Here is a 26603-nt window from a genome sequence, read left to right as displayed (position 1 = left end):
ATCTTTATAAAGGAGAGAACAATGAAGATTAGACAAATAAGCTTGGAGGAAGCGAAACAACTATTAGAGCTTGTTAGACAAGTAGAACAAGATGCGCCATATATGCTGATGGAAGCAGGCGAAAGAAAGATGACAGTGGAGCAACAAGCTAATATGATTCAAAAGATGAATTCAGAAGAAAATTCAACAATACTTATAGCAGAAGAAGACCACCAATTAGTAGGTTATCTGTTTGCTATTGGTGGCAATGCGAGACGAACTAGACATGTCGTGTACCTTGTTATCGGAATAGCGTCAGATTATCGAGGGAGAGGGATTGGAACAGTATTATTTAAAGAGCTAGAACAGTGGGCAAGTGAGCATAAGATTAGCAGAATGGAATTAACGGTCGTAACATTAAACAAATCGGCGGTAGCTTTATATGAAAAAATGGGTTTTACAATAGAAGGAACGAAACAACGTTCTTTATTAATAGACGGTGAATATTATGACGAGTATTATATGGCAAAGTTGCTGTAAGTAATGCTTCGGAAAATTTTAAATAAGTTGTTGACATGTTGTGCGGATGATGGTATGATAATTCAAGTGAATTAAATATGATCACGTGAGACAAGTAGAAGCACCCGCTTCTCGCCTGATTGATGCAGCAATGTTATTAACAGGTACAAAAATCCGACTTATTTGTAATGAAATTCAGGATGTGTGGGTGCAATATGTGTACCGACACTTTTTTTTATGGATATTTCACACTTGTCCAGTTAAAATGATCATGTTTCATTACGCTTTTATCAAATTTCGGAGGTGCTGATTATTAGCAAAGATATGAATGTCAATGAGAATATTCGTGCGCGCGAAGTTCGTCTCATTGATTCGAACGGGGATCAACTAGGAGTTAAATCTCGTCAAGAAGCTTTAGACATTGCTCAAACAAGAAACCTTGATTTAGTAATGGTGGCACCAAAAGCTAAACCACCAGTATGTCGAATCATGGATTACGGTAAATACCGTTTCGAGCAACAGAAAAAAGAACGAGAAGCACGTAAGAAACAAAAAGTTATTAACGTGAAGGAAGTGCGTTTGAGCCCAGGTATTGAAGAACATGATTTCAATACGAAGCTACGTAATGCACGTAAATTCTTAACTAAAGGAGACAAAGTAAAAGTCTCTATCCGTTTCCGTGGACGTGCGATTACCCATAAAGAATTAGGTCAAAAAGTATTAGAACGTATGGCTGAAGAATGTAATGACCTTTCCACTATTGAGCAAAAACCAAAAATGGAAGGCCGCAGTATGTTCATGATGCTTGCACCTGTAAACGAAAAGAAATAACTAACCAATTTTGGTAAAAGTTAAATAGATTTAGTTTCAAGGAGGAAGTAATAATGCCAAAAATGAAATCACATAGTGGTACTGCAAAACGATTCAAAAAGACAGGTTCTGGGAAAGTGAAACGTTCCCACGCATATACAAGTCACTTATTTGCAAACAAGTCTCAAAAACAAAAACGTAAACTACGTAAAGCTGCTGTAGTATCAGCTGGAGACTACAAACGCATTAAACAAATGTTACCTAAATAAGGTAAAACGATTAGAACAAATTTTAACAACAGATTCGTTGATTTATTAGGAGGGAATTATTATGGCACGTGTTAAAGGTGGAACAGTTACACGTAAACGTCGTAAACGTATATTAAAGTTAGCTAAAGGTTATTATGGTGCGAAACACTCACTATTCAAAACAGCAAAACAACAAGTAATGAAATCAGGTCAGTATGCATACCGTGACCGTCGTCAGAAAAAACGTGATTTCCGTAAACTTTGGATTTCTCGTATTAACGCTGCTGCACGTATCAACGGACTTTCTTACAGCCGTTTCATGCACGGATTAAAAGTTGCTGGTATCGAAGTTAACCGTAAAATGTTAGCTGACTTAGCTGTAAATGACGAAAAAGCATTTGCGCAATTAGCAGACCAAGCAAAATCAGCTTTAAAATAAGATTATATAAACAAGACGGATAGTTCTGATTATAGGGCTATCCGTTGTTTTTATTCATAGAGATTTTTTGAGCTTTTCAATCCATGAGATATAGACTGCTCGTGTGAAGCAGTTCTTAATGATATAGTAAAAAGAAGTAGCGTAGGGGCGAGAGTTTTTTTACTGACAAAAACAGAAGTGAAATAAGCTCGAAAGTGTTAGTAAATCTGTTTACTGACAAAAGTAAAACTAAATCAAGGTCTTATGTGTCACTAAATGTATATCTTGAAACATAATCGCTCAAGTGAAGAAAAATAAGGTGGTGACAACATGCTTGTCTACATAATATTGATTAATATCGTTTCATTTTTAATTATGGTAATAGACAAAAGAAAAGCGAAAATGCATAAATGGCGTATAGCTGAGAAAAGAATTTGGGTTTTAGCCATAATAGGTGGGGCGCTAGGGGCTACAGTTGGGATGCATCTATTTCGACATAAAACAAAACATAAGCTATTTTTCATAGGTTTACCTTTTCTGATGTTTTTACAAATTGGTTTACTCATATATTGGAAAATATCATTGTCATAAAGGCTCGTCTCTTGTCATATGTATATGGTAAGAAGGAGATGATCCGTAATGCCAATTGAAGTGCTTAGTCATGTAAGAGTTATAGAGAACTATGCATTTATAGCACCGTTAATGTTCATTGGTGTGCATGTTCTTCGTCCTTTTCTTTTTATACCTGTATTGCTATTGTGTATCGTGGGTGGCGTGATGTTCGGCTTGCTTGCAGGTACGGTTTATTCGGTAGTAGGCTTGATGATTTCTAGTGTGTTGTTTTATCAAATCATCCGTTTCCTACCTGTTATCGAAAAGCGTTGTCGCAAATTAGAGGAGAAGCTACTAGGCAAACAATTATCATTAAATACCCCGCAATTAATGCTTTTAAGGCTGCTACCATTTATTCATTTTCATCTATTATCCTTCTGTATATATAAAAAATCCGTAAGCTTTACTTCCTACTTACGGACGACTTTTTTCACGGTATTACCTGTAGCTAGTTTCTATACGGTATTAGGTACAACAGTACAAGAGATGTCTATTTATTACGCTATTCCATTAGTTATTCTCGTGTTGGTTCTTGCATATGTCATGAGGAGAAAGCAAGCCGTAATCAAATGGCATACTTTCTTTCAACAAAAGGCAGTCTGAACTATTTTAGATGTAACTTATTGATAGGATATTTCCATTCTATTTCAGCGTGAGGATAACGAATTAATATTTCTTCCTCGAGGAAATAAAGGTCCTTGCGCTCAAATCCTTTTAGTTGCTCTGGGTTTCTTGTATGCATAACAATGTTAATCACTTCGAATGAATCCTCTGTCGTTCCTAAATATTTTTCCCCTTCAAATAAAAATCCTTTGTACGTAATGAAAAAATTTTTCTTAATATTATCATTGTAATCAAGGAAGAAAAACTCTCCTTTTTCTTGTGCAACTTCTAGCTTTCGTTTTGGATTCACAATATACTTATAAGCGGTATATATTAACACAATCATTGCGATAACTACTAAAAAACGAAACAAAATAACGATCACGGACATCCACTCCTATATACAAACGTCTTTGATATACGTACGATTTTACGCAAGCGTTGGTTTCAAAAAAATAAAAGAATTATGTTATAATATAAACATAAAATCAATAACTTAAGGGAGAACAAAATGAATTGGCAAACACTTTTTACTATGCAACGAGAATTAGATAATTATATTTTAGCACAACATGATTTGAAAAACGAAAATGTTTTCGATAAGAAGGTATTAGCACTCTTAGTGGAAGTTGGCGAATTAGCTAATGAAACGAGATGTTTCAAGTATTGGAGTGTGAAACCTGCCAGCGAAAAATCGGTTATTGCCGAAGAGTATGTAGATGGGATTCATTTTATCTTATCCTTAGGGTTAGACTTGGGACTTAACGAGTACCAACCGAATAACCAAGTTGATGAGAGAGAGCTGACTGCTTTATTCCATGATGTTTATCATGCCATTTCAACATTGAAGGAAGAGAAAACACACCATGCTTATGGACAAGTGTTTGATACATATTTAAATTTAGGGAAGAAATTAGGTTTTTCTGCAAATGATATAAAAGAAGCATATGTGGATAAAAATAAGATTAACTTTGAAAGACAAGATCAAGGCTATTAATATAGGAGGAAAAGGATATGGCAAATTTTGATCAATTAACGATGCTAAAAGAATTAACGGATGCGCGAGGTATTTCAGGCAATGAAAAAGAAGCTCGTGAAGTTATGCAAAAATGGATTACTCCGTATGCAGACGATGTATACACGGACAACCTTGGTAGTTTAATCGCTGAGAAGAATGGTGATGTAGATGGTCCGAAAATCATGGTAGCAGGTCACCTTGATGAAGTCGGCTTTATGGTAACACGTATTGATGATAAAGGTTTCGTTTACTTCCAAACAATTGGCGGCTGGTGGAGTCAAGTGATGCTAGCACAGCGTGTTACGATTACAACGAAAAAAGGTGACGTAACAGGTATTATCGGTTCTAAGCCACCACATATCTTATCAGCAGAAGCTCGTAAAAAACCAGTAGAGATTAAAGATATGTTTATTGATATTGGTGCATCTAGTAAAAGAGAAGCATTAGAATTTGGGGTAACACCAGGTGATTCCATTGTACCTTACTTTGAATTTACCCAAATGAAAAATGAAAAATTGTTATTAGCGAAAGCATGGGATAATCGTATCGGCTGTGCCATTGCAATTGAAGTACTTCGTCGTTTAGAAGGAGAAAACCATCCGAACAAAGTTTACGGTGTAGCTACTGTTCAAGAAGAAGTAGGGTTACGTGGTGCGAAAACATCTGCAAACATGATTGAACCTGATATTGGCTTTGGTGTAGATGTTGGTATCGCAGGCGATACGCCAGGAGTGTCTGATAAAGATGCAGATAACAAGATTGGTGAGGGACCACAAATCGTATTATATGATGCGTCTATGATTGCTCATAAAGGATTGAGGGATTTAGTAGTTAAAACTGCTGATGAACATAATATTCCATATCAGTATACACAAGTACCAGGTGGCGGTACGGACTCTGGTTCTATTCATTTAACTGCTAATGGAGTTCCATCATTATCTATCACAATTGCAACAAGATATATTCATACACATGCAGCTATTTTACACAAAGATGATTTCGAAAATGCTGTTCAACTAATTGTCGAAGTAATTAAGAAATTAGATAAAGAAACAGTAGAAACTCTTACATTTGAATAAAGTGAGACTTCAATCAGTGGGAGTTTTTACTCCCACTGATTGCTAGCGAAACTTATCAGGGCGTTTACTCCGTAGTAAATGAAAAAAGCTTTTCCTTTTTTATAAGGAAAAGCCTTTTTGTTACGCTAAATAGTTGCCGAGTACTTTTTGTACATAGGATTGTGTTTCTTGAAATGGTGGAATACCATTGTGTTTATCGACATTTCCTGGTCCGGCATTATAGGCTGCTAATGCTAACGATTTGTTACCGTTATAGCGGTCTAGCATCTGTTTTAAGTATTTTGTCCCACCAAGCACATTTTGCATTGGGTCAAGTGGGTTTTGAACACCTAATCCACTAGCAGTGCCAGGCATTAATTGCATAAGCCCTTGTGCTCCTGCATGACTAACAGCATTTTGATTGTAATTAGATTCTGTTTGAATGACTGCATCAATTAATTTCGGATCTACATTAAACTGTGCTGCAGCTTGTTCCACGATGCTTTGCACATCAGATGGTGCAGAATTAGAATTAGCATTAACGTTAACATTAGTTGGTGTAGGCATTATCGTATCTGTTAGCTGCGATCGAATCGACGAGCTATTGGTTTGATATGTACGGACAGATGCTTCGTTCGAGACTAGACCATCTAATAATTGTCGAAAACTAGTATCATTCGTTGTAGGGCTACTGGAAGTCGCTAGATTATTCATTGCTTGCATCTCCATTAAGTGTCGAATAGACTGTACGTTCAATGAACTGCATCTCCTTATAGTAAAATATATCTATAATAAATATACATTTTATCATACAAAAAAGCAATCCGCTACATGTATAAGCTTCGCAACTTTCGTAACATAAAATGACTAAATACCATAGAAAAGCAAGAATCACATTCTATGATGAACCTTTGAATGTGATTCTTGCTGCTCATAAACTTATTTTACTGCTTGTTCCAATGTTTCGAGAACTTCTGTTTTCTCTGATTCATCTGCTTTTTGCCAGTATAGTTCAAACAATACGCCTAAACCAGGTAACATTTTTTCTTCGCCACTTTGGATTGCATCTACAATGGTAGCTTCTAAATCACTTGCTGAATTACCTGACACATTGGAAATGATCGCTTTTCTTAAATTTAAATCCATCTTTTTCACCCCACTTTACGTATTATCGGTAAAGAGTATAAAACTATGCTCCTGCTTACTGCCCAATCCCCAAAAATAAATCGGGTATTCCAATCTTTTCGAATTATAGTTTGACCTTTCTTTGCAATAATATGTATGATAGGAGTATCAATGAATGAGGAATGAGATTATGTTAACATCTGTAAAAAATGTCAAAGTAAAAAACTGGCGCAAGCTAAAAAAGAAAAAAGAACGAGATATCCAATCACAGTTTATCGTTGAGGGATTTCATTTAATAGAAGAAGCACACAAAAGTGACTGGGAAATTAGTGAAATTATTTATCAAACAGGCATTGAAGTAGCGGGGGAATGGACGAATTATCCTATGTTTGAAGTGGCAGACAATGTGATGGCTGCACTAACGGAGACGAAAACACCACAAGGTATTTTGGCGGTCGTAAACAAGACAAAACGGACAGAACAACCGGTTCAACGTGCTTTAATCATTGACCGTGTACAAGATCCGGGGAACTTAGGAACGATGATTCGAACAGCAGATGCTGCTGGTTTTGATACGGTTATTTTAGGCAAAGGAACTGTAGACCTATTTAATGACAAAGTAATTCGTTCTACACAAGGATCTATGTTCCATCTGCATATTTATGAAGCAGAGCTAAGTGAAGAAATACAAAACCTGCAACGAGAAGATATCGAGATTTGGTCAACAGCACTGGAAAACGCGAGTTATTATCACGAAGTAACCGCACCTGAAAAATTAGCGATCATTGTCGGCAATGAGGGGTCTGGAGTTGTTCCTGCATTAATTGAGCAAGCAAATAAAAATATAAAAATTCCGATCTATGGACAAGCAGAATCACTTAATGTAAGTATTGCGGCGGGCATTTTAATGTATCAAGTTGCAAAAAAATGACCAATTGGACTTGCATCATTGGCAATGCTTGCTTATACTATATGAAGTAAAGGTAAATATAAAAGCATTGAAAGAGCCAGTAAATATGTAACAACCGTTTCAAGGGAAGAAGTATCATAGACTGTAAGTACTTCTAACGGTCACATGTTGAAGTTTCACTCTGGAGCTGACACTTGGACCTTGCAGTGTGCAAGTAAAGGTGTTCCGGTTCACATACCGTTATCTGTTAGCTTAAGTGGGCATAGTGTATCGCTATGTCAACCAGGGTGGTACCACGGGTATATACAGTCTCGTCCCTTTTTTCTAAGGGATGGGACTTTTTTATTTGCTTACATAACTAAAGGAGGTCTATATAATGAAAGATCAGTTACAAGCATTAGAAACAGAAGCACTACAAAAAGTAGCTGAAGCAACATCATTGAAAGAATTACAAGATGTTCGTGTTGCTTACTTAGGAAAAAAAGGCCCTATCACAGAAGTTTTACGTGGAATGGGTAAATTGTCAAAAGAGGAACGCCCTGTAATCGGTGAACTTGCCAATACTGTTCGTGGTAATATTGCTGATGCAATTGATGGCAAAAAAGAAACAATTGAAGCGGCAGAGTTAGAAAAGCAATTAGAAGAAGAAACAATTGATGTCACATTGCCAGGAAGACCTGCGCCAACTGGTGGCCCACACCTTCTAACAAGCATTGTTGAAGAAATCGAAGACTTATTTATCGGAATGGGATTCGAAGTGCGTGAAGGTCCAGAAGTAGAAACAGATTATTACAACTTTGAAGCATTGAACTTGCCGAAAGGTCACCCTGCTCGTGATATGCAAGATTCATTCTATATTACAGAGGATATCTTAATGCGTACACATACATCACCAGTACAAGCAAGAACAATGAATGCAATGGAAGATAAACGTCCTGTCAAGATGATTTGTCCAGGTAAAGTGTATCGACGTGATACAGATGATGCGACACACTCACACCAGTTTACCCAAATCGAGGGACTTTATGTTGATAAAAACGTAAGAATGAGTGATTTAAAAGGTGTACTAGATCGATTCGCAAAGCAGATGTTTGGTGAAGATCGTGAAATTCGTTTGCGTCCAAGCTTTTTCCCTTTTACAGAGCCATCAGTTGAGATGGATATCTCTTGTAAGATGTGTCATGGAGATGGTTGTAGTGTATGTAAGCAGACTGGTTGGATTGAAATTCTTGGTGCTGGAATGGTGCACCCACGTGTACTGGAAATGGCAGGCTATGATCCGAAAGTATATAGTGGTTTCGCATTCGGAATGGGCCCTGAACGAATTGCGATGTTGAAATATGGTGTGGATGACATTCGTCATTTCTACACGAATGATAAACGATTCTTGAAGCAATATCACCAGGCATAAGAAGGAGGCTATAAAATGTTCGTATCATTAAATTGGTTAAAAAATTATGTAGACATCGATCAGCTATCTCCAAAAGATTTAGCAGAAAAAATTACTAAATCCGGAATTGAAGTAGAGGGATTAGAACGTTTCGCAAGTGAATCAACGAATGTAGTTGTCGGTTACGTAGAAAGTTGTGAACAACATCCTGATGCAGATAAATTAAATTTATGTAAAGTAAATGTAGGGGATGAGACATTACAAATCATTTGTGGTGCTCCCAATATTGCACAAGGACAAAAAGTAGCTGTTGCAAAACCTGGTGCAGTATTACCTGGAAACTTTAAAATTAAAAAAGCAAAATTACGTGGTGTTGAATCCTTTGGTATGATTTGCTCTTTACAAGAATTAGGTGTAGAAGAAAAATTTGTACCGAAAGAATTTGCTAGTGGTATTTTTGTTTTTCCAGAAGATACAGAAATCGGCGCGGATGTTACGGAATTATTGAATCTAGATGATATTATTTTAGAACTAGGTTTAACACCTAACCGTTCAGATGCATTAAGTATGTTAGGTGTTGCCTATGAAGTGGCAGCACTATTAGATGTACCGATTCGTCTACCAGGAACAATTTATCAAACAGTCGAAGAGAAAACAAAAGAGCATGTCTCTGTTTCCGTTGAAGCAACAGAACAAAATCCATATTATGGCGCATTCTTATTAAAAGACGTAAAAATCGGTCCATCACCATTATGGATGCGTAATTATCTATCGGCAGAAGGCATTCGTCCGATTAACAATGTGGTAGATATTACGAACTATGTGCTATTAGAATATGGTCAGCCATTACATGCATTTGATTTCGATACATTCGGTTCAAATGAAGTAGTTGTTAGAATGGCTGAGCAAGATGAGAAGCTTGTGACAATAGATGAACAAGAACGTACATTAACAAATGAACATTTAGTTATTACAAATGGTAAAGAACCAGTAGCGCTTGCAGGAGTTATGGGCGGTGCTAATTCAGAAGTGTCTGATGATACGACAACTGTTTTATTAGAAGCAGCATACTTTGATGGTCAGACAGTTCGTAAAGCTTCAAAAGATTTTGATCTACGTAGTGATGCAAGTACTCGTTTTGAAAAAGGCGTAGACCCTGCTCGTGTGAAGCAAGCGGGTGAACGGGCAGTTCAATTGTTGCAGCAATATGCAGGAGCAACAGTACTAGATGGCGTAGCGGAAACTGGCGAATTAGACTTAACAGAAAAACAAGTTACCATTTGGACTTCTGTTATTAACGATCGGTTAGGAACAGCAATGTCTAATGAGGATATTGCCAACATCTTGCGTAAATTAAACTTTAACTATGAGCAAGATGGTGAGACATTTATTGTTTCTGCTCCAACTCGTCGTCAAGATATCGTTATTTTTGAAGATATGTTAGAAGAAGTTGCTCGTATCTACGGTTATGATAACTTACCTTTTACACTACCTAGTGGTGGCTCACAAGCTGGTGGTTTAACGAAACAACAAGAATTAAAACGCCATGTAAAACAATTCATGGAAGGCGCAGGTTTATCTGAAACAGTAACTTATTCATTAACAAGCAAGGAACGAGCGGTAGAACTTGTTAGCCCAGAGGTTGCAGAAGAAATGGTTTCAACTGTTTCATTAGCAATGCCAATGAGTGAAGAGCACAGTACATTACGATTAAGCATCTTGCCAGAAATGCTATCATCTGTTGCTTATAACCTTGCAAGAAAGCAAGACAATATTGCTTATTATGAAATTGGTAGTGTCTTCCTTTCTAAAGAAGAGAACGTAACAGAACAACCAAAAGAAACATTGCGTTTAGCAGGTGCATTAACTGGTGAATGGACAACACATCCATGGCAACAAGAGAAGAAAGCAGTAGACTTCTTTGTTGCAAAAGGTATTTTAGAAGCACTGTTCGAATCATTAAATCTTGATGTTACCTTTACACAGGCAAAAGTAGATGGCATGCATCCTGGTAGAACAGCACAATTATTTGTTTCTGGTCGTTCGATTGGATTTGTCGGTCAAGTGCATCCAGCATTACAGAAAAAATATGATTTGAAAGAAACATATGTATTTGATGTAGACTTCGATTACATTCTTGCAAATCACGAAAACGAACCGAGCTTTACACAAATTCCACGTTACCCAAGTGTGACAAGAGATATTGCATTAGTTGTGGATGAGTCTATTCCAGCAGGTGAATTACAAGCAACAATCACAAAAGCTGGTGGAGAATTAGTGAAAAGTATTCAAGTGTTTGACGTATATCAAGGAGAACACTTAGAACAAGGGAAGAAATCAATCGCATTTAGTGTATTCTACCAAAACCCTGAGCAAACACTGACAGATGAAGAAGTAGAAGCATCTTATCAAGCGATTTTAACAGCAGTAGCAGAAGAACACCAAGCAGAATTAAGAGGATAAAGATAAAAGACTGTAGCGGACAGAACCGTTACAGTCTTTTTTTAGGGTATGTGTTTGTTATGAGTGACCGAATCTCAAGAGGAGGAAAGAATTCGGTCACTCATCAAGGTGATGAACGCCCGAACCCGAGCAAGCACAAAATTTCAGTCACTCCTAATGATTGATAAGAGTGAAGCACAAATTATTTAACCAACCGAAGTGCTTTATCTGTGTTAGCAAAATGCATTTTTGCTACTTTATCTAATTCGTCAAGCCCGTTCTTTTTAATAAAATAAGCAGCAGCTTCATCTACTTTGGCAGATGCTCCTTTTGGTACAGTGAAACCATATTGAGCAGACAATTTATCCATTTCTTTTACGAATTTTGCTCGAGCAATGATTGAAGCTGCTGCAACAGGGATAGAGTAACTTTCAGCCTTTGTCATGAAATAAGTATTTCGTTCCAACTTCAATCCTTCTTGACCAATGTGTTTAATGAAAGAAGATGGCTGACAAAATTGATCAATTAAGATACCATTGTTAGGGACATTCTCGATTTTGGCTAATAATTTTTGAATGGCATGCTGGTGAAGCATTGCTTTCATTTTACCTTGATTCCAGCCTTTTTTTTGCAGGCGATTATATTTGCTGTTATCTAATGTTAATAACGTATAAGGAATTTTTTCTTTTACTAGATCCTTCGCCAGTCTCGTAATATCAGTATCTGTTAATGTTTTCGAGTCTGCGATACCTAACGCTTTCAGTGCATCTAGCTTGTCATCTGGAACAAATACGGCACTAACGGTGATTGGTCCAAAGTAATCACCAGTCCCAGCTTCGTCTGTACCAATATGTGCTTGTGTAAATATAGTTTTTGGTGGTTGATAATCATGCGCATTTACGGTATTGTTAGAGCGATTACTATTTGGGTTATTCGTAGCCTTTTTATTCCATTTCGCAGCTTCTTGCTGTGCCCTGTCACCTTGAAACATTACTTTACCTGATTTATAGGCGGTAACAGTAACATTATTAACTTTAGCTAAGAAAAGACTATTCGCTGGAATTTTGGTAATATATTGTTCATAGTAACTTTTCACTTTTGCTAATTCATTCTTTGGAAATTGTAAAACAACATTAGACAATGGTATACGTCCTTTCATTAATACTAGCTATGTAACTAGTAGCTTTTTCAAAATTAAGTGTAAATATTAGCATTACCTATTAAGTATAACAGATGTTTAAGGAATAGTTTTATATTTCACTGCTTCATATGTTAATATTAATTTTAAGGTTATTTGTCAAGAGGGGGGAAGCAATGTGTCCCAGTCAGGAAAATCACGAACTACTGTAGATATATACGGAAGATCGTATAACATTGTTGGAAAAGAGAAAGAGGAGCATATTCGAAAAGTAGCAAATTTAGTTGATGAAAAAATGAATGAAATACATACTTTGAATAAATCATTGGATTCCACTAGCTTGGCTGTACTGACAGCAGTTAATACGGTGAATGATTATATAAAGCTAAAAGAAGAATTTGACGTATTGCAAAAATTACTTGAGGAGAAAGAGGATTAATTTTGTCATGGTGAATTTAATATTGATTTTTTTATTAATTATGGGAGTATTTATAGGACTTAGAAGGGGATTTATCCTACAAGTACTTCATTTAACGGGATTTATTATCGCGTTTATAGTAGCATCGGCATACTATGCAGATGTTGCTTCTAAATTAGAGTTATGGATACCATATCCAGAAATGATGACAGATGCATCATGGGCGGTCTTTTTAGAAACTTTACCGTTAGAGGCTGCTTATTATAATGTGATTGCATTTGGTATACTATTCTTTGTAACGAAAATAGTTTTACAAATTGTTGCGACAATGCTTGATTTTGTTGCAGATTTACCAATATTACGGGTAGTAAATAGTTGGCTAGGTGCTGTTTTAGGCTTTGTTGAAGTATACTTGCTTATCTTTATTGTATTGTATATTTTCGCACTTGCACCTATTGCAAATATCCAAGAATATATTGAGGGTTCTTCGATTGCCACAACTATTATTGAGCATACGCCAATTTTATCCGAGAAATTAACGACGTTTGTGTTCGAGAATGATCCATTCAATCATGGTTAATGTAGGATACCCTTGCACTTTTGGTAAGCAAGGGTATTTTCACATGTAATGGGAACACATATTATAATAGTAAAAGTGAGGGAGATTAGATGTCTGTTAACAAAAAAGATGTCATCAAGCTATTAGAAAAGATTGCGACATACTTGGAATTAAAAGGAGAAAATCCTTTTAAGATATCTGCTTATCGAAAGGCTGCACAAGCACTAGAGCGTGACGATCGTTCCTTATCAGAAATAGAGGATTTTACGAAGATACAAGGTGTCGGTAAAGGGACAGCAACTGTCATCACGGACTTTATTGAGAGTGGTGAGTCAGATACATTAAAACAGTTAGAACAGGAAGTGCCTGAAGGGTTAATTCCGCTGTTGAATTTACAAGGACTAGGCGGTAAAAAGCTAGCGAAACTTTATCAAGAACTTGATATTGTTGATGAGGCTACATTAAGAGAAGCATGTGAGAATGGCCAAATTCAAGTATTAAAAGGATTTGGGAAAAAAACCGAAGAAAAAATATTAGAAGCGTTAAATAATGCTGGTACTCGACCTGAACGTTTGCCTGTTCCATTAGTAGTAGGAATAGTGGATAAAATTGAAGCATATTTAGAAACCGTTGAAGAGATTGATCGTTATTCTATTGCAGGTAGTATGCGACGTTTCCGTGAGACTGTGAAAGATTTAGACTTTATCATTGCAACTGATAAACCAGAAGTTGTTCGAGATAAGTTATTACTTTTTGAAGATCGAGTTGATACCATTGCAGCAGGTGATACGAAAGTATCGATTGTAGTAAAAGGAAAATACGATGTCAGTGTTGATTTTCGTTTAGTAACGGAAAAAGAATTTGCGACCACACTACACCATTTTACAGGATCTAAAGACCACAATGTGTTGATGAGACAACTAGCTAAAGCACAAGGGAAAAAAATTAGTGAATACGGAGTAGAAGATGTAGAAACTGGTGAAGTAGAAACATTTACGACAGAGGCAGCCTTTTACGAAAGCTTCGGGTTGCATTATATTCCACCAGAAATTCGTGAAGGACAAGATGAAATAGAACAAGCGAATAAAGAGCTTCAATTAGTAGAGCTAGCAGATATCCACGGTGATCTTCATATGCACACAACATGGAGTGATGGGGCACAATCCGTCGAGGAAATGGTTGTTCGTGCAAAAGAGAAAGGATATCAATTTATCGCGATAACGGACCATTCAAAATATTTGCGAGTTGCAAATGGATTGAATGAAGAACGACTAAGAGTGCAACGTAAAGAAATCGAAGAAGTCCAAGCGAAGCACCCAGATATTCATATTTTAGCTGGAATAGAAATGGATATATTGCCTGATGGTAGTTTGGATTTTGATGATGATTTCTTACAGGAGCTTGATTTTGTTATTGCATCGATCCACTCAAGCTTCCAGCAACCACAAGAAACGATTCATGAGCGCTTAACAACAGCTCTTGAAAACCCACATGTGAACATGATTGCCCATCCAACAGGGCGATTATTAGGAAGACGTGATGGCTATTCTGTGGATGTAGAATGGTTGATTGACAAAGCTCGTGAAACGAATACGATTTTGGAGCTAAATGCAAATCCTAATCGTCTTGATCTAGCAGCTGAATGGGTGGAGAAAGCACAAGAAAAAGGCGTGCATATCGCAATAAATACTGATGCGCACAACTATGAGATGCTAGAAGATATGAAATCAGGTGTAGGAACCGCTAGAAGAGGAAAATTAACGAAACAAACAGTCGTTAATACATGGACAAAAGAACAATTATTAAACTATTTAGCAAAGTAAAGTAGGGAGAGATCCGTTTATGAATACACGCATTTTACGCGTTTTAGAATTTCATAAAATAATGGAACAATTAACGGAAAAAGCTGCTTCCTCACTAGGGATAGAAAAAATCCGTCAGTTAAAACCAAGTGCGGATTTTGACCAAGTGGTGAAATTACAGGATGAAACAGATGAAGCGTATCATGTTATTCGTTTAAAAGGTAATGTGCCTCTTGGTGGAATCGTCGATATTAAGCCAAGCGTGAAAAGAGCAGTCATTGGTGGGATTTTATCTACACATGAATGTTTGGACGTCGCTAGCACGATTTACGGTGGAAAGCAGTTAAAACTTTTTATTGATAAATTAGAGGATATCGAATTACCTATTATTCAAGAGTTAGCAGACCAAATTGTTCCATTAAATGAATTAGAACGAGAAATTAAGCATTGTATAGATGACCATGGTCATATGATGGATGGTGCATCTGATAAACTAAGAGGGTTACGTTCGAAAATCAGAACAAATGAAAATAAAATCCGTGACCGACTAGATAATTACACGAAAACAAAAGCAAAAATGTTATCTGATGCGATTATTACGATTCGTAATGACCGTTATGTGCTACCAGTTAAACAAGAATATCGTTCAGCAATTGGTGGGATTGTTCATGATCAATCAGCATCAGGACAAACATTGTTTATGGAACCACAATCTGTAGTAGAACTGAATAACCAATTGCAAGCGGCACGAGTGGAAGAAAAAACAGAAATAGATCGTATTTTAAAAGCATTATCTGAAAAAATTGCAGCAGATGAAGGATTTTTACTACAAAATGTCGAAGCTCTAGGAGCAATTGATTTTATTTTTGCAAGAGCTAAGCTAAGCCATCAAATGAAAGCTAGTAGACCGAAAATGAATAACCAAGGGATCATTAAAATGAAACAAGCCAGACACCCTTTAATCTCTAGTGATGAAGTGGTTGCTAATGACGTAGAATTAGGGGAAGACTTCTCCGCAATTGTTATTACGGGTCCGAATACTGGTGGTAAAACTGTCACATTAAAAATGGTCGGGTTGTGTACATTGATGGCACAGTCAGGTTTACAGGTACCTGCACTTGATGGCTGTGAACTTGCTGTATTCTCGAATGTTTTCGCAGATATCGGTGATGAACAGTCGATTGAGCAGAGCTTAAGTACTTTTTCATCCCATATGACGAACATTGTTGATATTTTAGAAAACTTTGATGATCAATCATTACTGTTATTTGATGAGCTTGGTGCTGGTACAGATCCACAAGAAGGTGCTGCACTTGCGATGTCCATTCTTGACCAAGTCTTGAGCAAAGGGGCACGTGTCATTGCGACGACACATTACCCAGAACTGAAAGCATATGGATTCAACCGTCAAAATGTTACGAATGCATCTGTTGAGTTTGATATTCAAACATTGAAGCCTACTTACCGCTTATTGATCGGTGTACCAGGGCGTAGTAATGCATTTGAGATCTCAAAACGTCTCGGTTTAAGTGAGGCTGTTATTAATGATGCGAAAGGGCACATTGGAACAGATTCAAAAAGTGTGGAGAATATGATTGCTTCGCTTGAAGACTCTCGTCGTAAGGCTGAAACAGATTATGAGGATGCTCATGACCTATTGGAAGAAGCGAATCAATTGAAACGTGAATTGGAAAAACAGTGGCAGCAATTCGAGAATGAACGAGAAACTCTATATAAGAAAGCGGAAGAAAAAGCAGAAAAAGCAGTAACAAAAGCGCGCGAAGAAGCAGAACTAATTGTTTCTGAGCTTCGTAATATGCAAACAGAAGCAGAATTGAAAGAGCATGAATGGATCGAAGCGAAGAAATTATTAAATGAAGCTCGTCCAGAATTAACGAAAAAACAAGAAAAGCAAGCACCAGCAATTGATGAAGATAAAGCAAAAGTATTAAAATCTGGTGATGAAGTAAAATTATTAACGTTAGATCAAAAAGGTACGATAATAGAACAAACAGGTAAAAATGAATTCCAAGTTCAAGTTGGTATCATGAAGATGAAAGCGAAACGAAAAGACCTGTTGTTTATAAGAAGAGATGAACCGAAGATGGAAAAGCCTCTTGCAACAGTAAGAGGATCAGCTTACCATGTTAAACCTGAATTAGACTTGCGTGGAGAGCGATTCGAGGATGCATTGCAGCAATTAGAGAAATATATTGATGATGCATTATTAGCAGGTTATAACAAAGTATCCATCATCCATGGTAAAGGGACAGGGGCACTTAGAAAAGGCGTAAAAGATTTTGCCCGTAAACATTCAAAAATAACAAGTGCGCGCGATGGAGATATGGGGGAAGGTGGCCTTGGAGTCACTGTATTAGAATTAAAATAGAGAGGATGGTACGTTATGTCTGATTTTTGGGGGAATATATTCGTTGAAACTGCTGCAAGGTATAGTGTTGCTGTTCTTTGCTTAATTATCTTTCTCGTTATTTTCGAGCTTGTCACTTCGTATCGGAATTGGGAAGAAATAAAGCGTGGAAACATGAGTGTTGCGATGGCAACTGGTGGTAAAATATTTGGGATTGCCAATATTATTCGTTACTCCATTGAACATAACGATACTATTTTGGAAAGTATAGCATGGGGTGGATATGGTTTTATATTATTGCTCTTCGGCTATTTTATCTTTGAATTTTTAACACCAACATATAAAATTGATGAAGAAATAGCAAAAGATAATCGAGCTGTCGGCTTCATTTCCTTAGTTATTTCAGTTGGATTATCCTACGTCATCGGCTCAAGCATTCAAGCAAGCTAATGACCCGCGAAGGAGTGGCAATATGAAAACTTTAGCATATGTTTTACTAATAATCGCCGTTATTTTTGTGGCAGTAGGAATATATTATGTGATGACAGTGTAACTCGTTGCACTGTCTACAAGTGAAAATCCATTATACAGGATAAGTTTTCTTCTATCCTAATGGTGGTGAGTGCTGCTATATAGCTCCGACAAAGATACGCTTTGTCAAAGGACATGTAATATAAGTATTCCTCTCTCTTCCACTTGAGAAAATAACCAAAGCGAAGGCAGAATGCGCAGACTCCTGCGGAAAGCAAGCGTTCTGTCGTAGCGATTGCCTACCACTCACTAGAAGTAGAATGAGTGAGCGCATTTTATGGAGTATTCAACATGGAGCAACGCTTATTTTCACTTGCAGATGACGTAAGTAATAGTTATAAGCAAACTATTAGGATGTTTTTTTTTATGATGTTATACTTGGTAAGAAATCGGTATAAAGGAGGAATTCTTAATGGCAATTGTAGCAGCAAATGATAGCACTTTTGGCAACGAAACTAGTGAGGGATTAGTATTAGCTGATTTTTGGGCTACTTGGTGTGGACCTTGTAAAATGATTGCACCAGTACTTGAAGAAATAGATGGTGAAATGAGCGATACAGTAAAAATCGTAAAACTTGATGTGGATGAAAACCAAGAAACAGCTGGAAAATTTGGTGTAATGAGTATCCCAACGCTTCTACTTTTCAAAGATGGTGAAATTGTAGAACAAGTTGTAGGTTACCAACCAAAAGAAGCGCTTGTTGAATTAATCAACAAACACGCATAATAACTCACAGTATAATCCCTTATTATAGTGATTGAATCCTATAATAAGGGATTATTTTCGCAAGAGGGGTACATAGAGATAATGTAAAAGAAAGGGGGAAACCTAGAATGGATAACGATCACATTAAAGAAAAGCTGGCGGTATTACCAGCACAACCTGGTTGTTATTTAATGAAAGATAAGAATGGGACAGTTATCTATGTCGGAAAGTCAAAAGTTCTCCGAAATAGAGTTCGCTCCTATTTTATTGGTGCAAATGATCAAAAAACACAACGGCTCGTTCGTGAGATTAAAGATTTTGAATATATTGTGACTAGTTCAGAAATTGAAGCATTAATTTTAGAGATGAATTTAATTAAAAAATATGATCCTAAATATAATGTGTTACTCAAAGATGATAAGTCTTATCCATTTTTGAAAATTACGAATGAACGTCACCCACGCTTAATTATTACGCGAAAAGTGAAAAAGGACAAAGCAAAATATTTTGGTCCGTATCCCAATGTGTTAGCAGCAAGAGAAACAAAAAAACTATTAGATCGATTATATCCATTAAGAAAATGTAATAACCCAAGAGGACGCCATTGCCTTTATTACCATATGGGACAATGCTTAGCGTGTGCAGAGACACCACCTTCTGGAGAAGAATACCAACAAATTACACAAGAAATTGCAAGCTTCTTAAATGGTGGACATGGCAAAATAAAAGCAGAATTAAAAGAAAAGATGTTAGCAGCTTCTGAGGAATTAAACTTTGAACGTGCGAAAGAAATTCGTGACTTAATTCAACATATCGAATCGGTCATGGAACAGCAGAAGATGACAATGCAAGACCAAGTTGACCGAGATATCTTTAATTATAGTTATGATAAAGGTTGGATGTGTGTTCAAGTCTTCTTTATCCGTCAAGGAAAATTAATTGAACGTGATATTTCATTATTCCCTTTCTATGATGAAGCAGAAGAGACATTCTTAAGCTTTATTGGTAGTTTCTACATGCATCATCACCATCCGAAACCAAAACAAATTCTAGTACCCATAGCAACGAATGTGGAGCTGATCAAACAATTGTTAGAAGTGGATGTTCATATTCCGATGCGTGGGCGTAAGAAAGAATTAGTGGAACTAGCGAAGAAAAATGCAGAAATTGCGCTTCAAGAGAAATTCAGCTTAATTGAGCGGAATGAAGAGCGTACTATTCGTGCTGTCGAGACATTAGGGGAAAAATTGCATATTGAGACACCACATCGTATAGAAGCATTTGATAATTCTAATATTCAAGGTGCAGACCCAGTATCGGCGATGGTCGTATTTATTGATGGTAAACCAGCGAAGAAAGAATATCGTAAATATAAAATTAAAGATGTAGAAGGTCCTGATGATTATGATACGATGCGGGAAGTTATCCGAAGGCGATATTCAAGATTGTTAAAGGAAAATGCACCACTGCCAGACTTAATTGTCGTTGATGGGGCAAAAGGACAAATGTCAGCAGCACTTGATGTATTAGAGAATGAATTAGGTGTAAGCATTCCATTATGTGGTTTAGCAAAAGATGATAAGCACCGTACAAGTGAACTGTTGTATGGTGATCCACCGGAAGTTGTCCAGCTTGACCGACGTTCACAGGAATTTTATTTAGTGCAGCGAATCCAAGATGAGGTACACCGCTTCGCTATTACATTTCATCGCCAGCTTAGAGGAAAAAGTGCGTTCCATTCTAAATTGGACGAAATTGATGGAGTGGGTGCACAACGTAAAAAAGTATTATTAACTCATTTCAAATCGGTAAAAGAAATAGAACAGGCATCAGTTGAATCTATTGTCAAACTCGGTATCCCAAAACCAGTGGCCGAAAATATTTTAGCCTCTCTTCGTGAGGAAGAATAAAAGCCCCGCTCCGAAGATCTGTAGATCATTCGGAATAGGGGCTTTAATTATGTAATACATGCAATAGTACTTGGCCTTTTTTCACTTCAGCGACACATTCGCATTCTTTTTCCGTTATATGATAGATTGCTTCAGCTAGAAAGCCAGCTTCTAGCTGAAAGTCTATTTCACCAAGTGTTTCTTTACGTGCTTGGACTAATTCACCGCTTATTTCATAAATATAGCCATTACGCTTTTCCTTAACAATTAACAGGTCTCCCCAACCAACATGCTGGAAAAATTCTTTAATTTCTTCTAGTGAGCCACATTCTGCTTGTCTAGCAATGTTTTTACCCATTACATATAAAATCAGATCCGATTCCTGTCCAAGCATATCAGGTAATCCAATATATCGTATTAAATCATAACCACTACTAGTTGTTTGCAAGTTAGCAAGTACAGTAGCAATATTTGTTTTTTTGTCTACCACGAAATTGTCCCCTCTCTTACCACGCTAAAAAACTAACAATCTATACACTATTATCTCTTTTTTTCCCTTATTCTGCAATCGTTCATAAGTAACTTTATTAAATTAATCTTTCTTAGGGAGAATGTAGTCAAGAATACTCAATTATTGAAATTTTCACATTAATAAAAAAGATATCGTTTTCTTGACGCTTTTTCCAGTTAGAAGTACAATAAAAGTGTTACCAATATACGAATTTTTTTGGATGGGATATCTCGTGTAAGAGGGATAAGACGAAAGAGACATATGTCTATATACCGAGATGTTAAGCGCTTCAAATTGATAGAGTGCTAGAAAAAAGACTCGTATGTTGAATTTGACTAGAACTAGAGGGGGGTACACAAAAGGTGGAGAATAGGGAATTTTTTTACCGAAGACTACATTCATTACTTGGGGTTGTGCCAATTGGGATCTTTTTGATTCAGCACTTGGTTGTCAACCATTTTGCCGTTTATGGACCGGAAAGCTTTAATAAAGCGGCGTATTTCATGCATGATTTACCATTTCGTATTGTACTAGAAATCTTTATTATTTTTCTTCCTATTTTGTTCCACGCAGTATTAGGTGTGTATATTGTCTTTGTTGCAAAGAACAATGTGAAACGTTTCGGTTTTTTCCGCAATTGGATGTTCTTTTTACAACGAATCACAGGTATCATCACACTAGTATTTATCGTGTGGCACGTATGGGAAACACGTGTACAAATTGGAATGGGTTCAGAAGAATTGGATTATAGCTTAATGGAAAATATTTTAGCTAATCCATTTATGTTCTGGTTTTATGTAATTGGTGTAGTTTCTACGACATTCCATTTCGCGAATGGTTTATGGAGCTTTTTGGTAAGTTGGGGAATTACCGTTACACCACGTTCGCAAAAAATTGCTACATATGCAACACTTCTAGTTTTCTTAGCAGTAACATATATCGGTGTGCGCGCATTGTTCGCGTTCGTTTAATCAGTAGTAGGGAGTAAAGGGAGTGAGTATAAATGAGTGATCGCAATATCGTTATTGTTGGTGGTGGTCTTGCAGGTTTAATGGCCACAATTAAAGCAGCAGAAGCAGGCGTACATGTTGACCTTCTTTCCATTGTGCCTGTGAAAAGGTCTCACTCTGTATGTGCACAAGGTGGAATCAATGGTGCCGTAAATACAAAAGGGGAAGGAGATTCTCCGTGGGAGCATTTTGATGACACTGTATATGGTGGAGACTTTTTAGCAAATCAACCACCTGTTAAAGCAATGTGTGAAGCAGCGCCTGGAATTATACATATGCTTGACCGAATGGGAGTTATGTTTAACCGAACGCCCGAGGGGTTATTAGACTTCCGTCGTTTCGGAGGTACACAGCATCACCGTACAGCATATGCTGGTGCAACAACAGGGCAACAATTACTTTACGCGCTTGACGAACAAGTTCGACGTTATGAAGTGCAAGGTCTTGTAACGAAATATGAAGGCTGGGAATTTGTTTCAGCTGTTATTGATGATGAAGGTGTTGGTCGTGGTATTATTGGTCAACATATTAAATCACATGAATTAAAAGTATTTAAGGGAGACGCAACAATTTTTGCTTCAGGTGGACCAGGTATTATTTTTGGTAAATCTACTAATTCAGTTATTAACACTGGTTCAGCAGCAGCGGCTCTATATTTACAAGGTGCTATTTATGCGAATGGTGAGTTCATTCAAATTCACCCAACAGCGATTCCTGGTGATGATAAGCTTCGTCTAATGAGTGAATCTGCTCGTGGAGAAGGTGGACGAGTTTGGACATATAAAGATGGTGAGCCATGGTATTTCCTTGAAGAGAAATATCCTGCATACGGTAACCTTGTTCCTCGAGATATCGCGACACGAGAGATATTTGATGTCTGTGTTAATCAGAAACTAGGTATCAATGGGGAAAACATGGTGTATCTAGATCTTTCTCATAAAGATCCAAAAGAACTAGATGTGAAGCTAGGTGGTATTATAGAAATCTATGAAAAATTCGTAGGTGAAGATCCACGAAAAGTACCAATGAAGATTTTCCCAGCTGTACACTATTCAATGGGTGGCTTATGGGTTGACTATGAACAAATGACGAATATCCCTGGAATTTTCGCTGCTGGTGAATGTGATTATTCACAACACGGCGCAAACCGTTTAGGTGCCAACTCATTATTATCTTCTATCTATGGTGGTATGGTAGCTGGGCCTAATGCGATCAAATATTTAGATGGTCTAGAAAAAACAGTGGAAGATGTATCATCTACTATTTTTGATGAGCAATTAAAACAAGAAGAAGAAAAATTTGAAGCACTATTAAATATGCGTGGAACAGAAAACGCTTATCAAATCCATAAAGAATTGGGTGAATGGATGACAGATAACGTAACGGTTGTACGTGATAATGAAAAACTACTAAAAACAGATGAAAAATTGCAAGAATTATTAGAACGTTGGGAAAACATCAATATGGATGATACATCTCGTTGGAATAATTCTGGTGTCATGTTTACACGCCAATTGAAGAATATGATTCACTTAGCACGTGTTATTACACAAGGTGCTTATAATCGTAACGAGAGTCGTGGGGCACATTATAAACCAGAATTCCCGGATCGTAATGATGAAGAATGGTTAAAAACAACGAAAGCATCCTTTGACACAGCAACAAATGCACCAAAATTTGAATACGAAGATGTAGATGTTTCACTAATTGAACCGCGAAAACGTGATTACAGTAAGAAAAAATAAGAGGGGGTAACGAAGAAATGGCACAAGACACTATTACATTGATTGTGACTCGTCAAGATAGCCCTGATTCTTCCTCCTATGAGGAGACATTCAAGGTCAAATACCGCAAAAATATGAATATTATCTCCGCATTAATGGAGACACAACAAAATCCCGTTAATGCAAAAGGAGAAAAGGTAGCACCTATACAATGGGAATCAAACTGTTTAGAAGAAGTTTGTGGAGCATGCTCTATGGTAATAAATGATGTGCCACGTCAGGCGTGTTCAACACTTGTAGATAAATTAGAACATCCTATTCGTTTACAGCCGATGTCTACATTTCCTGTCGTACGCGACTTAGTAGTGGACCGTAGTCGCATGTTTGATTCATTAAAAAAAGTGAAAGCCTGGATTCCAATCGATGGAACACACGACCTCGGACCTGGTCCAAGAATGGCCGAGAAAAAACGTCAATGGGCATATGAATTATCTAAATGTATGACATGTGGTGTATGTCTTGAAGCATGTCCAAACGTTAATAGCAGCTCTGACTTTATCGGACCTGCACCATTATCACAAGTGCGCCTATTCAACGCACACCCAACAGGTGAAATGAATAAAGGTGAACGTCTAGAAGCGCTAATGGAAGACGGTGGCATTTCAGGATGCGGGAACTCCCAAAACTGTGTGCAAGTTTGCCCGAAAGGTATCCCATTAACAACATCTATCGCAGCACTTAACCGTGATACAAACATTCAATCATTCAAGAACTTCTTTGGAAGTGATCACGCGCATTAATCAAAAACAGAACCCTCGTTGTAGGGTTCTGTTTTTGGTTTATCTAGGTGAGAAGAGTAGAGCTAGCGGAGAGTTGATAGTAAAGTAGTTGAAGTTGATAGTAAAATGGGAAAGTTGATAGTAAAGTAGCAGAAGTTGATAGTAAAATGGAAAAGTTGATAATAAAGTAGTTGAAGTTGATAGTAATTTAAAAAAGTTGATAATAAATCAGCAGATCCATTATTACTAAAATAGAAAATTAATATGTCGTGATAGTAAGCATGTATACACACCCATAACGAATTCATTGTTATGGGTGTGTTGCTGTAGATTCGGCGTGTATTCTATCAATTTTATCTAAATCATATATGTTTTTATTAAGAAAGAAAATAATGCTAGTAATTACTAGTGATATGGTATTAAAGCTCATTACTAGCTGTAACGGTATTATGTCAATTAAAATCCCACCTATAATAGCACCGATAGGCATAGCGAAGGATATGACGGATTCAACACATGTATTAACTCTTCCTAATAAATTTACGGGTGTCATAACTTGAAATAGTGAAGCAAATATAATATTATAAGCGCCCTGGCAAAAGCTAGCTAAAAATAGAAATAAGTATGCCAAATATTCTGCAGAACTGAATGTCATACACAACCACATTAATCCATTCAATAGCAAGCCAAAGGTAAGAATCCTTCCAGGTAGTATATTCTGTTCCAGTTTATTAACAAGGATTGCTCCTAACATACTTCCCACCCCACTTACAGCAAGTAAAATACCATAGGTAGAAGCTGTCTCTGTTAAAGTATTAGAGAAGAAGAGAAGGGCAACGGTATTAATAGCAGTAAAGAAATTCACAAAAACTAATGGGATTAGCATTAATTTTATATTAGAAGTTAGGACGAACATTAATCCTTCTTTCAGGTCAGATTTGTAAGAAGCAAAATCAAATTTCTCCTCTTCTTCTGACTTTATATTGAATTTGATTACTTTTAGAATGATTAAAGGTATAACAAATATGAAAAGGTTTATTTCATATAGCAGTGATGCTGTTCCGACTACCAATAAAATCCCCGATAAACCATCAAACAGGGAGTCAACAATTTTATAAGCGATTGTAAATATTGAATTTGCTTTGACTAATTCATGCCCTTGTACAATTTGAGGGAGCATTGTCTCTTCAATCGGATAGGTGATTGCCGAAAAAAAGGCTGAAAACATTAATAAAACTAACAAAAAGGGTATTGTTATCGCATTAATGAGAAATAAAAAAACAATCAATCCATGAACGATTATTTGCCCTCCAGTTGATAGCATTAATAGTTTTCTAGGATTTATTCTATCGACTAAAGGTCCCATAAAAATGAGTAACGTCTCTGGTAGTGTAAATAAAAAAACAGCAATCCCGGCGTATATTGCTAAATCTGCATGATTGGCAATATACCACATAGACACGATAAAAAATACACTGTCCCCAATATTAGTTAATAATCTTATGGTGAGTATTGTTTTGAAATGGTTGTTCTTTGCCAGACTCATACTTAGCCCCCAAGCCAACAACATTATTCTGAATATTTTTACTATTATAACATGATTATCCATATCTTTGTGTGTATTTATCTCAAAATATCTAACACATAATTGTCATCAGTCAATGATGGAATGTCAGTTTTTTATAAAAAAATAAAATGAGTACCATTCGCCCCTTAAAACCTGCGCCAAAATAGGTGTTTGTAGAGCACACCTTTTCTGTAGTAAACATATTATAAGATTGACTAAGTAATTACCCTCTTATTTTCAACGCCCTAAAGTTAGCAAGGAGGGGTTCACATTTGAAGGATAATGACTACAAGCCGAAGCAACTATTAACGAAGCGCGAAAGAGAAGTCTTTGAGCTACTAGTACAGGATAAAACGACCAAGGAAATCGCCGAAGAGTTATTTATCTCGCAAAAAACTGTCAGAAATCACATCTCAAATGCTATGCGGTGTAATTGCAAGTAAAAATGGAAATGTAAATTTTACATTTC

28 protein-coding genes and 2 other annotated features are annotated in these 26603 nt (G+C 36.8%); of the genes, 22 read left to right on the top strand and 6 right to left on the bottom strand.

All coding sequences use genetic code 11. From position 1 onward, the window contains the following. Positions 1-21 precede the first annotated feature (21 nt). From SH601_RS11790 to SH601_RS11765, 6 genes are all read left to right on the top strand, one after another. Positions 22-519, top strand: a complete 498-nt coding sequence (locus SH601_RS11790) for a GNAT family N-acetyltransferase (protein WP_319958511.1) — start codon at positions 22-24, stop codon at positions 517-519. 86 nt (positions 520-605) lie between these two features. Next, positions 606-739: a sequence feature (ribosomal protein L20 leader region), on the top strand. A gap of 83 nt (positions 740-822) precedes the next feature. Continuing rightward, on the top strand, positions 823-1329 hold the full coding sequence (gene infC / locus SH601_RS11785; protein ID WP_319958510.1) for a translation initiation factor IF-3: 507 nt from the start codon (positions 823-825) through the stop codon (positions 1327-1329). 53 nt (positions 1330-1382) lie between these two features. Beyond that, complete coding sequence (rpmI, locus tag SH601_RS11780) at positions 1383-1577, top strand: 50S ribosomal protein L35 (protein WP_319958509.1); 195 nt, start codon at positions 1383-1385, stop codon at positions 1575-1577. A gap of 61 nt (positions 1578-1638) precedes the next feature. Further along, positions 1639-1995 carry a 50S ribosomal protein L20 gene (rplT, locus tag SH601_RS11775; RefSeq protein ID WP_319958508.1) on the top strand — a complete coding sequence of 119 codons (357 nt, stop codon included), beginning with the start codon at positions 1639-1641 and terminating at the stop codon, positions 1993-1995. 309 nt (positions 1996-2304) lie between these two features. Next, on the top strand, positions 2305-2565 hold the full coding sequence (locus tag SH601_RS11770) for a DUF1294 domain-containing protein (RefSeq protein WP_319958507.1): 261 nt from the start codon (positions 2305-2307) through the stop codon (positions 2563-2565). A 48-nt stretch (positions 2566-2613) separates the two neighbouring features. Next, positions 2614-3189, top strand: a complete 576-nt coding sequence (locus SH601_RS11765; protein WP_319958506.1) for a TVP38/TMEM64 family protein — start codon at positions 2614-2616, stop codon at positions 3187-3189. Between the two features lies 1 nt (position 3190). Here the strand turns inward: SH601_RS11765 and SH601_RS11760 are convergent, their stop codons facing one another. Then, a complete protein-coding gene (locus SH601_RS11760; protein ID WP_319958505.1) occupies positions 3191-3574 on the bottom strand; it encodes a sigma-w pathway protein ysdB in 384 nt (127 codons plus the stop codon). Between the two features lie 126 nt (positions 3575-3700). Here SH601_RS11760 and SH601_RS11755 point away from each other — a divergent pair, with 126 nt between their 5' ends. Beyond that, positions 3701-4186, top strand: coding sequence for a dUTP diphosphatase (locus tag SH601_RS11755; RefSeq protein ID WP_319958504.1), 486 nt, complete (start codon positions 3701-3703; stop codon positions 4184-4186). A 17-nt stretch (positions 4187-4203) separates the two neighbouring features. Further along, positions 4204-5286, top strand: coding sequence for a M42 family metallopeptidase (locus SH601_RS11750; RefSeq protein WP_319958503.1), 1083 nt, complete (start codon positions 4204-4206; stop codon positions 5284-5286). A gap of 120 nt (positions 5287-5406) precedes the next feature. Here SH601_RS11750 and SH601_RS11745 read toward each other — a convergent pair whose 3' ends face one another. Both SH601_RS11745 and sspI read right to left on the bottom strand, forming a co-directional pair. Then, complete coding sequence (locus tag SH601_RS11745; protein ID WP_319958502.1) at positions 5407-6021, bottom strand: lytic transglycosylase domain-containing protein; 615 nt, start codon at positions 6019-6021, stop codon at positions 5407-5409. Between the two features lie 183 nt (positions 6022-6204). Continuing rightward, a complete protein-coding gene (gene sspI / locus SH601_RS11740) occupies positions 6205-6411 on the bottom strand; it encodes a small acid-soluble spore protein SspI (RefSeq protein ID WP_319958501.1) in 207 nt (68 codons plus the stop codon). A gap of 154 nt (positions 6412-6565) precedes the next feature. Between sspI and SH601_RS11735 the strand changes: the two genes are divergently transcribed. The 3 genes from SH601_RS11735 (at position 6566) to pheT (ending at position 11153) form a co-directional block, all read left to right on the top strand. Next, complete coding sequence (locus SH601_RS11735) at positions 6566-7321, top strand: TrmH family RNA methyltransferase (protein WP_319958500.1); 756 nt, start codon at positions 6566-6568, stop codon at positions 7319-7321. Between the two features lie 58 nt (positions 7322-7379). Further along, positions 7380-7622: a binding site (T-box leader), on the top strand. Between the two features lie 54 nt (positions 7623-7676). Beyond that, complete coding sequence (gene pheS / locus SH601_RS11730; RefSeq protein WP_319958499.1) at positions 7677-8711, top strand: phenylalanine--tRNA ligase subunit alpha; 1035 nt, start codon at positions 7677-7679, stop codon at positions 8709-8711. A gap of 15 nt (positions 8712-8726) precedes the next feature. After that, positions 8727-11153, top strand: a complete 2427-nt coding sequence (gene pheT / locus SH601_RS11725; RefSeq protein ID WP_319958498.1) for a phenylalanine--tRNA ligase subunit beta — start codon at positions 8727-8729, stop codon at positions 11151-11153. Positions 11154-11334: 181 nt separating this feature from the next. Here the strand turns inward: pheT and rnhC are convergent, their stop codons facing one another. Next, entirely contained in the window at positions 11335-12273 is a 939-nt protein-coding gene (rnhC, locus tag SH601_RS11720) for a ribonuclease HIII (protein WP_319958497.1), read from the bottom strand. 175 nt (positions 12274-12448) lie between these two features. On the opposite strand from rnhC, the gene zapA reads away from it, so the two are divergent. The 7 genes from zapA to uvrC all read left to right on the top strand — a co-directional run bounded on the left by zapA (position 12449) and on the right by uvrC (position 20564). Continuing rightward, the gene (zapA, locus tag SH601_RS11715) at positions 12449-12709 is read left to right on the top strand and encodes a cell division protein ZapA (RefSeq protein WP_319958496.1); all 261 of its coding nucleotides are present in this window, start codon (positions 12449-12451) and stop codon (positions 12707-12709) included. Between the two features lie 7 nt (positions 12710-12716). After that, the gene (locus tag SH601_RS11710) at positions 12717-13268 is read left to right on the top strand and encodes a CvpA family protein (RefSeq protein WP_319958495.1); all 552 of its coding nucleotides are present in this window, start codon (positions 12717-12719) and stop codon (positions 13266-13268) included. Between the two features lie 89 nt (positions 13269-13357). Further along, on the top strand, positions 13358-15070 hold the full coding sequence (gene polX, locus SH601_RS11705) for a DNA polymerase/3'-5' exonuclease PolX (RefSeq protein WP_319958494.1): 1713 nt from the start codon (positions 13358-13360) through the stop codon (positions 15068-15070). A 19-nt stretch (positions 15071-15089) separates the two neighbouring features. Beyond that, complete coding sequence (locus SH601_RS11700) at positions 15090-17438, top strand: endonuclease MutS2 (protein WP_319958493.1); 2349 nt, start codon at positions 15090-15092, stop codon at positions 17436-17438. Between the two features lie 15 nt (positions 17439-17453). Then, positions 17454-17867 (top strand): DUF350 domain-containing protein, encoded by a 414-nt coding sequence (locus tag SH601_RS11695; protein WP_319958492.1) that lies wholly within the window; start codon positions 17454-17456, stop codon positions 17865-17867. Positions 17868-18360: 493 nt separating this feature from the next. Next, positions 18361-18675, top strand: coding sequence for a thioredoxin (gene trxA / locus SH601_RS11690; RefSeq protein ID WP_319958491.1), 315 nt, complete (start codon positions 18361-18363; stop codon positions 18673-18675). Between the two features lie 107 nt (positions 18676-18782). Continuing rightward, on the top strand, positions 18783-20564 hold the full coding sequence (uvrC, locus tag SH601_RS11685; RefSeq protein ID WP_319958490.1) for an excinuclease ABC subunit UvrC: 1782 nt from the start codon (positions 18783-18785) through the stop codon (positions 20562-20564). 43 nt (positions 20565-20607) lie between these two features. Here uvrC and SH601_RS11680 read toward each other — a convergent pair whose 3' ends face one another. Further along, positions 20608-21033: a YslB family protein gene (locus SH601_RS11680; RefSeq protein ID WP_319958489.1), complete on the bottom strand. Its 426-nt coding sequence runs from the start codon at positions 21031-21033 to the stop codon at positions 20608-20610. Between the two features lie 383 nt (positions 21034-21416). Here SH601_RS11680 and SH601_RS11675 point away from each other — a divergent pair, with 383 nt between their 5' ends. The 3 genes from SH601_RS11675 to sdhB are packed head-to-tail and all read left to right on the top strand — an operon-like array spanning position 21417 to position 24588. Continuing rightward, positions 21417-22025, top strand: coding sequence for a succinate dehydrogenase cytochrome b558 subunit (locus SH601_RS11675; protein ID WP_319958488.1), 609 nt, complete (start codon positions 21417-21419; stop codon positions 22023-22025). A gap of 32 nt (positions 22026-22057) precedes the next feature. Beyond that, positions 22058-23809, top strand: coding sequence for a succinate dehydrogenase flavoprotein subunit (gene sdhA / locus SH601_RS11670; protein ID WP_319958487.1), 1752 nt, complete (start codon positions 22058-22060; stop codon positions 23807-23809). Positions 23810-23826: 17 nt separating this feature from the next. After that, positions 23827-24588 (top strand): succinate dehydrogenase iron-sulfur subunit, encoded by a 762-nt coding sequence (gene sdhB / locus SH601_RS11665; RefSeq protein ID WP_319958486.1) that lies wholly within the window; start codon positions 23827-23829, stop codon positions 24586-24588. Between the two features lie 289 nt (positions 24589-24877). Here the strand turns inward: sdhB and SH601_RS11660 are convergent, their stop codons facing one another. After that, positions 24878-26113: an MFS transporter gene (locus tag SH601_RS11660; protein WP_319958485.1), complete on the bottom strand. Its 1236-nt coding sequence runs from the start codon at positions 26111-26113 to the stop codon at positions 24878-24880. Positions 26114-26406: 293 nt separating this feature from the next. Between SH601_RS11660 and SH601_RS11655 the strand changes: the two genes are divergently transcribed. Beyond that, positions 26407-26577: a helix-turn-helix domain-containing protein gene (locus SH601_RS11655; protein ID WP_319958484.1), complete on the top strand. Its 171-nt coding sequence runs from the start codon at positions 26407-26409 to the stop codon at positions 26575-26577. Positions 26578-26603 lie beyond the last annotated feature (26 nt).

This window comes from Gracilibacillus pellucidus (genome assembly GCF_033949965.1).
In the GTDB taxonomy this organism is placed as follows: Bacteria; Bacillota; Bacilli; order Bacillales; family Amphibacillaceae; genus Gracilibacillus; species Gracilibacillus pellucidus.
This window is presented reverse-complemented; position numbering and strand designations above follow the sequence as displayed.